This is a genomic window from Bacteroidota bacterium (assembly GCA_018698135.1).
In the GTDB taxonomy this organism is placed as follows: Bacteria; Bacteroidota; Bacteroidia; order CAILMK01; family JAAYUY01; genus JABINZ01.
Genome location: JABINZ010000184.1, coordinates 1 through 6,055 on the forward strand (window position 1 = coordinate 1; position 6,055 = coordinate 6,055).

Consider the following 6,055-nt stretch of genomic DNA (forward strand, 5'->3'; position numbering starts at 1 on the left):
AAACCCTTTTTAATTCCTCAGCAAGAATCCCATTCTAAACAATTTTCAACTCAAATTAAAAATTATTATTAGAATCAAACTCATCTGGGAGTCTCCCGTCCGCTTGTATGGATATGCACCCTGTAGAGTCGTCAGGGGAAATATAATACACCAGGAGATGAAAGGTGTATCTCCCAGAATCAAACCCAAACTATTTTCATAATAATAAAATCTACAGGGCCTGAGAATGAATCTTTAAATTACCAGAATGAAACGCAGAAAACTGCACTTTTAAGAATCAAACCAATGGAGGAACATTAAATGGCGTATACACCCGAGCTTAGTCAACAATCTTCATGCACTTTAAGAAGAATCGCATGGGCGCTGGATATTCCCATGACAAAAGCTATGGAAAGAGTCTTTGATCATATCCCCATGATTGTTGACACCAATAAAATATGCCGCAAGTGCCAGGATAAAACCAAATGCAAAATCTGTTCATTTAACAATAAAAAATTAACTACTGGAGGAAAAAACCATGCAGCATGAAACCACACTTGAAAAAGTTTATGACAAAGTTGATCTCATGAGTAAAAATTGCTTTGATCAAAACATTGATGTCCCTGAAATTAAATTTGATAGTCTTGATCGTATCAGGATCTCAGGAGAATCCCACACAGTTAGACCAGTTGCTCAAAGAGCAATTTCCAATAGATTGGGAATTCCATACAATTATTTAAAGAAGTGCCCCCAGGAAATTCAGGCGGATAATTTAAATTATTGGATTGAGAAAGAGAAAAATGATCGACTATTCTTCCGGTTTGATGGTGATGATGTTCGGGCACTCTTCACGCCAAGATATGTTCCTGTTGATAATTTTGAAGCATTATATAAGCTGGATCAACTCGGGTTTAAACCTGAAACCAAAGTCCAGTGTTCCCTTGATCCTGAATTTATGTCACTTTCCATTCCAGATGGAAAAAAAGCTTTTGAAATTGACGGGGACAAATTTACTCCGGGTATATCTATTTCAAATTCTGAAGTCGGGTTGGCCAGTTTAAGCATATCTGCGTTTGTATTACGTCTTATTTGCACTAATGGACTTATATCCTCGTCCGGCGTTTCCGCGTCATATCGCCATGTGTCCACAAAGATCCTGGAAGAATTTCCTAATGTCCTGGAGAAAGTATCTTCTGAGCTTGGAAATAAAAGAGATCAATTTAAAATATCCATGGACTCTGTTGTTGATAATCCGGAAGGAACTATGCTGAGTTTTAACCGCCAGTTCAACGTTAATAAAGTTGAGCAGGATGCTGTTGAGTGGGGATGGGCACACGATGTTGGGGAGACAATGTTTCATATCATTCAAGCTTATACTAAGGGTTCCCAGCACAAGGATCTCTCAGCTGAATCTTCATTTAAATTGCAAAGAACCGGTGGAAATATTCTGGCCATGGTCAATTAAAGGAGAATTAAACATGGGAATGATAAACTGTGTGAAATTAAATCTTAATCAAATTCCTGAAATCTCGAATGGTATAGTAAAAAAAGATTCTTTCTTTGATGAAGTGCCAACATTGAATCAAAAAGCTTTGGAAAAATGGGCAGAATCAAAATTCGAGTTTAAAGTTAAGGTTGGGAATGACTGGTATCTTGGTTCCTTTTATAATGATAACTCTAATGTAAATGAAGTCTCATTATCATTTTCAAAGTTTAAATAATATGGTCAATTAACGAACCGCTGTTCGCAAAATGAATTTATTAAGACCCTCTTTGAGAAATCATTGAGGGTTTTTTTATGTTGTTAATATAGAATTTTAACCTAAAATTAGGGGTTTATACCTATTGACAGATATATTCAGATTCGCTTATTAACATCAATTACTAAAATTTTAACTACAAGTAATCTATTTTAAAATTATAGCTTTCTTATTTGGAGAAAAAATGAAACTTTTTAAAACAACTTTAATGGTAGTATTGGTAATCGTATTTTCTGTAACACTTGCAAATGCAGGCAACAAAACAGAAACAATTAAATTTACAAGCTATACTGTATCCACATATGAAGATATGGTGGATGGTCTTGATGGAGCAAAGTCAGTAAAATTGAAAGCAAAGTTGGTTATACCTCCCGGTGATGATAAAAGACCTGCAATTGTATTTATCCATGATCAAGGTGGATTACGGCCAAGAAATAATTATTGGTTGACAAATTTTCAAAAAATGGGAATTGCAACTCTTCAGCTGGATTGCTACAAAGCAAGAGGAGTTTCTGGTACCGATGTAAAATCAAGCAAAGTTAGATCCATGGTAATGGCCACAGATGCTCTTAAAGCATTAGAAGCTTTAAGTAATCATCCTGATATTGATTCTAATAGAATTGGTGTTATGGGTGTTTGCGTAGGCGGTGTAGCATCAATATCAACTGCTTGGGAACCAGTTAGAAAAGCTGTTATAAAGAGTGATCTGAAATTTGCAGCTAATATTTCTTTATATCCTCTATGCTATGATTTTGAAGAATTTGATTTTAGTGGTGCTCCTATTCTTATTCTATCAGGTGGTAAAGATACTTGGGTGCCTACAGAAACATGTGTTGACTTTGCTGCAAATTTAAAAGCTACTGGTTATCCAGTAAAAACCATTGTATACCCAGAAGCTTATCATTTGTTTGATGCGGAATATAGCTTAAAAAATGCAAGTTTTTATAATGCATTTAATTGCAGATTTAAAATGCAGCCCAATGGTGTTTTACTTAATACCAAATGTAATTTGGATAGTCGTGATTCAAATTACATTAAATGTTGTGTGAAAAAGTCTAAAATAAAGTATGGTAAAAATAAAAAAGTTAAAGAACAAGCGTTGGTTGAAGTGAAATCTTTTATCTCTAAGGTTTTCCAAATAGAGATGCCAACAGAAGAATCAATCGCCAGTGAAATCAATACGAAATCCTCATCCGTCAGCAATTCTGCAAATGAAAGATAATGGCATTTGAAAAATAACCTAATTTTAAAACAATAGCCTTCTTATTTGGAGAAAACAAATGACAAAATTTGTTAAATCGTTAATGGTAGTATTGGTGATCGTCTTTTCTGTAACACTTGCAAATGCAGGATTTGGAGATAAAACAGAAACAATTAAATTCATAACAAAGGATCTTGGAGATTTCCCTGATGTACTTGATGGTATTGAAAATGGTAAAGATATCGAAATCTATGGTAAATTTACAATACCCAAAGCAGCACCCAAAGAAGGAAAGATTCCATGCATGATTTATGTGCATGGTTCCGGTGGTGGCTTTACTAAAAGTGCTATAGGTCGTATTGACCCCTGGCTGGAAATGTTTCATAAAATGGGAATTGCAACCTTTAAGTTGGATTGCTTTAAAGCTCGTGGCGTAAAATCCACTGCTGGAAATCAATTATCAGTTACTACTGCCGAAATGGGAGTTGACGCATTCCGTGCTCTTGATGTAATGGCTAATCACCCTCGTATTGATAAAAACAGGATCGGTATTATAGGCGAATCCAAAGGTGGTGGAGTCACGCTTTATTCTCATTGGAAACCATTTATTAAAGTAATGAATACTGAAAATCAGTTTGCCCTGCACCTTTGTCTTTATTCTATGCCAAGTGATTTCGAACCCTTTGAATTTACCAAAGCGCCTATCCTCGCCTTGTTAGGTGAAAAGGATAATTGGGTGCCGGCAGCTCCTTGGATTCCTTTAGTTCAAAAGTTTAAAGACAATGGGTATGATGCAGAAGCTGTCATTTATAAAGGTGCCTATCATGCATTTGATGCTTCATATTCTTTACAGGATGTTCGTGAAGCGGATGATTTTACCAAATGTCGAGTTATAATGTTTGAAGATGGTAGAATGTTGGAAACCACCACAGGACTCTACGATAGAGAAGGTTTAGATAAATGCAAACGTGAAAGTTCAGGTGCTAAAGTGGGAAGTAATAGTAAAGCTAAAAAGGCTTCCAAAATAAAAGCAGCTGAATTTGTAACCAGAGTTTTTCAATTAGAAATACCAACAGAAAAAGTTGCCAAGAAAACTGATAATAGCAGTACTTCAACTGACAGATAGAAATATAGGACTTTAAGTTCTAAGAAAATTTTTAAAATTTTTTAATCAATTCAAATAAATTTTAATAAAACCCTCTTTGAGAAATCATTGAGGGTTTCTCTTTTTTTATAAGGATTAAACAAATGGATAAAAAACAATTCTGGGATGACCTTAAATCAGGTGTATTTGCTTCAATGATAAAGGAATCATCAAAAGGTAACCACCTATATTCACCAAAGGACGTTTACCATGTAATGAAACCAATTTTCGCTGAAAAGGATGATATTGAAAGAATGTATTGTATCTTTCTGAATGTTAAAAACAGGGTCCTGGCTATTGAAAAGATGTTTGATGGCACGATCAATTATTCAATGGTGTATCCCCGGGAAATTATAAAACGGGTTATCTCGCTAAAAGCAACAGCAGTTATCCTGGTCCACAATCATCTTTCAGGAGATCCGGAACCTACAACAGAGGATAAAAAAGTTACAATGAAAGTCGGGATTTCCCTTCTGAGTATGGATGCTAAGCTGCACGACCATATAATTATAGGCGATAGATATTATTCCATGGCTGACTCTGGAATTATCGAAACAATTAAAAATCGCATGAGAAAGCTTATCTTTGCGTGATTTAAAGGAGGATGAATGAAAAATAATAAAGCAGGTAAAATTATACCAGGTTATGCAATTTATGTTTGTGACGAATGTGAGGAGCACATCAGGGTATCAGGATTTAGAGAAGGTCAAAAAATATCCAACAAAACCTTTTGTAAAATGTGTGAAACCAAGGAATACACAAGACTTCTTCTGAAACCTAAAATAATTTCAAGGAAAAAGGAAATAAAATCATGACAGAACCAACAGAAAAACCAACCGTGAAACTTATCGATACCGATGGTAATGCATTCTCTATAATGGGTCGTGTAAAAGATGCACTTCAACAAGCTGGAGCTGATAATGAGTACGTGGATAAATATCTGAAAGAAGCTATGTTTGGGGATTATGATAATCTTCTTTGTGTGACGATGGATTACGTGCATGTGGAATGATTTGGTGGTGAAGGTGCTGGATTATAATAACCCCTTTCTGTAATGGAGAGGGGTTATTTTTTTTAGGTTAAGTGCCAATTATGTAGCGTCTTTTTTTTGTTGCCAGTTTTACCCCGTCTGATCCCGCCGACTCCGCCACTATTTTTAAAACAATACCCCGCCAGATTCTTCCTGAATCAATTATATTTTTACTAAAATTTATTTATAAATATCTTTACTGAGTTCTGAAATATTGTTACAAATTTTTTGAATCAGATTTTTTTATTTATCTGGTCGGATACCATTCAAATTCGCAAAATAAATAGATCAATATAACTAATTATTGAACAGATCACATAATTAAAGAGGTGAAATAATGCTTAAGGTTTTCTGCCTTAGATGCAAGAACACTGGGTTAGTACCTACCGGTGTAGGCTATAGATATTGCTCCTGTGGGGTTGGAGAAGAAATATTCAACAGAACTCCTATTCACAATTCAATATTATGCTCAGTAAAAAATTGTGCAGCGTGCAAAGAATTATCAAAGAGAAACATCAAGCTACGCGACTCAATAAAATAATAGAGCGGTCGAACTCCGATCAGCATAACAGTTATAAAAAAAGAAATTGGCATTATGAATTTAAAAAAAATAGTAAAAAGTGATCTTGATATAAATTTCCAAATTTCTGATAGACAGGTAATTCAAAAGAGAATCCAATTATAATTCACAAACAAATTCCAAATGATTATACTTCAGTTGAATTTAGTATTCTTCGTTGTCTTGGTGTCGTAAGAGTCATAGAATTGAAATTAATTAAACAAAGTCTTTTATTCCACTCGTTTCTATCTCTGTTTTTTGGTGCCGGTAACGCTTCTATGATCAACTCATTTTGTTCTCCATTGAGCTTTTGTCTTCAGGCAGGTTCGTCATCAATTTCGTTTTCCGCAGCTAAGTATTCCTCCATTTCAAGTTTCGTTGG

Annotated in this window: 8 protein-coding genes; all 8 read left to right on the plus strand. The window is 34.8% G+C overall.

What is annotated here, in order from left to right; all coding sequences use genetic code 11:
- Positions 1 to 300 precede the first annotated feature (300 nt).
- The 8 genes from HOG71_11920 (at position 301) to HOG71_11955 (ending at position 5,096) form a co-directional block, all read left to right on the plus strand.
- Positions 301 to 528 carry a hypothetical protein gene (locus HOG71_11920; protein MBT5991548.1) on the plus strand — a complete coding sequence of 76 codons (228 nt, stop codon included), beginning with the start codon at positions 301 to 303 and terminating at the stop codon, positions 526 to 528.
- Positions 518 to 1,444 (plus strand): DUF932 domain-containing protein, encoded by a 927-nt coding sequence (locus tag HOG71_11925; protein MBT5991549.1) that lies wholly within the window; start codon positions 518 to 520, stop codon positions 1,442 to 1,444. Before HOG71_11920 ends, HOG71_11925 begins: the two co-directional genes overlap by 11 nt.
- Complete coding sequence (locus tag HOG71_11930) at positions 1,416 to 1,700, plus strand: hypothetical protein (protein MBT5991550.1); 285 nt, start codon at positions 1,416 to 1,418, stop codon at positions 1,698 to 1,700. The genes HOG71_11925 and HOG71_11930 overlap by 29 nt, the downstream gene beginning before the upstream one ends.
- 223 nt (positions 1,701 to 1,923) lie before the next feature.
- Positions 1,924 to 2,961 carry a hypothetical protein gene (locus tag HOG71_11935; GenBank protein MBT5991551.1) on the plus strand — a complete coding sequence of 346 codons (1,038 nt, stop codon included), beginning with the start codon at positions 1,924 to 1,926 and terminating at the stop codon, positions 2,959 to 2,961.
- Positions 2,962 to 3,019: 58 nt separating this feature from the next.
- A complete protein-coding gene (locus tag HOG71_11940) occupies positions 3,020 to 4,066 on the plus strand; it encodes a hypothetical protein (protein MBT5991552.1) in 1,047 nt (348 codons plus the stop codon).
- Between the two features lie 122 nt (positions 4,067 to 4,188).
- Complete coding sequence (locus HOG71_11945; protein MBT5991553.1) at positions 4,189 to 4,677, plus strand: DNA repair protein RadC; 489 nt, start codon at positions 4,189 to 4,191, stop codon at positions 4,675 to 4,677.
- A 15-nt stretch (positions 4,678 to 4,692) separates the two neighbouring features.
- Positions 4,693 to 4,899 carry a hypothetical protein gene (locus HOG71_11950; GenBank protein MBT5991554.1) on the plus strand — a complete coding sequence of 69 codons (207 nt, stop codon included), beginning with the start codon at positions 4,693 to 4,695 and terminating at the stop codon, positions 4,897 to 4,899.
- Entirely contained in the window at positions 4,896 to 5,096 is a 201-nt protein-coding gene (locus HOG71_11955) for a hypothetical protein (protein MBT5991555.1), read from the plus strand. Before HOG71_11950 ends, HOG71_11955 begins: the two co-directional genes overlap by 4 nt.
- The last annotated feature ends 959 nt before the right edge of the window (positions 5,097 to 6,055 follow it).

Bases quoted from the DNA above. Each gene is read 5' to 3' on its own strand.
- HOG71_11940 (MBT5991552.1), top strand. From the start codon at position 3,020: ATGACAAAATTTGTTAAATCGTTAATGGTAGTATTGGTGATCGTCTTT.
- HOG71_11935 (MBT5991551.1), top strand. From the start codon at position 1,924: ATGAAACTTTTTAAAACAACTTTAATGGTAGTATTGGTAATCGTATTT.
- HOG71_11920 (MBT5991548.1), top strand. From the start codon at position 301: ATGGCGTATACACCCGAGCTTAGTCAACAATCTTCATGCACTTTAAGA.
- HOG71_11945 (MBT5991553.1), top strand. From the start codon at position 4,189: ATGGATAAAAAACAATTCTGGGATGACCTTAAATCAGGTGTATTTGCT.
- HOG71_11925 (MBT5991549.1), top strand. From the start codon at position 518: ATGCAGCATGAAACCACACTTGAAAAAGTTTATGACAAAGTTGATCTC.
- HOG71_11955 (MBT5991555.1), top strand. From the start codon at position 4,896: ATGACAGAACCAACAGAAAAACCAACCGTGAAACTTATCGATACCGAT.
- HOG71_11950 (MBT5991554.1), top strand. From the start codon at position 4,693: ATGAAAAATAATAAAGCAGGTAAAATTATACCAGGTTATGCAATTTAT.